Below are 821 nucleotides of genomic sequence, written 5' to 3'. Positions count from 1 at the left end.
TGCCGCCCGCGCCAGTTGTCGGCCTGCGCGTATCAGGCCACGCAGCAGGTGCGGTACCCCGCCGTCCGCCACAGCGCCGGCCCGCACTCCCCGCAGATCCAGCTTCGCCGGCACCAACAACGCCTGCCCCGACCCCACAGCGGCATCGAAGAGCTCCATCCCCTCCGCCGACGTCATCGCCCGCAGACCACCACGCCGATTCATCCGCGTCCGAGTGAGATCGTCAGTACCCGCCGCCATACCGGAGGACTGCTCCCACAACCCCCAGGCCAACGACAACCCCGGCAGACCCGCCGCCCGACGGTTGGCCATCAACCCGTCCAGAAACGCATTCGCCGCCGCATAACTCCCACTGCCCGCACCCATGAAGACCGACGACACCGAGGAATACACGACGAACGCATCAAGACCCAGACCACGCGTCAGCTCATCGAGATGCCACACCGCATCCACCTTCGGCGCGAACACCCTCGCCAACCGCTCCGGGGACAGCGTTTCGATCACTCCGGCGTCCAATACACCGGCCGTATGCACGACGCCTGTCAGGCGGTACTCGTCCGGAACCGATGCCAGCAGGGCCCGCACCTGGTCTCGGTCGGACAGGTCACAGGCCGCGACCGACACCACGGCACCTTGCTCAGCCAGCTCGGCGACCAGTTCCCGCACACCCTCGGCATCCGGACCCCGACGACTGGCCAGCAGCAGACGCCGCACCCCATACCGAGCGACCAGATGCCGAGCCGCCAAAGCGCCCAACGCGCCTGCACCCGACACCAGGACAGTGCCCTCCGAGCCGAACACCGCCGGAACATCCGGGACTT

1 protein-coding gene is annotated in these 821 nt (G+C 68.1%); it reads right to left on the bottom strand.

Going from position 1 to position 821, the window contains the following annotated elements; genetic code table 11:
* Positions 1 to 801: beta-ketoacyl reductase (locus ACTWQR_RS55880; RefSeq protein ID WP_443235037.1), on the bottom strand; the 801-nt coding region annotated here is incomplete at its 3' end.
* Between the last annotated feature and the right edge of the window lie 20 nt (positions 802 to 821).

The sequence above is a fragment of the Streptomyces sp. 2A115 genome (assembly GCF_052245575.1).
Classification (GTDB): Bacteria; Actinomycetota; Actinomycetes; order Streptomycetales; family Streptomycetaceae; genus Streptomyces.
The sequence above is the reverse complement of the archived record's forward strand: the minus strand, read 5'-3'. Positions and strand labels throughout refer to the sequence as shown.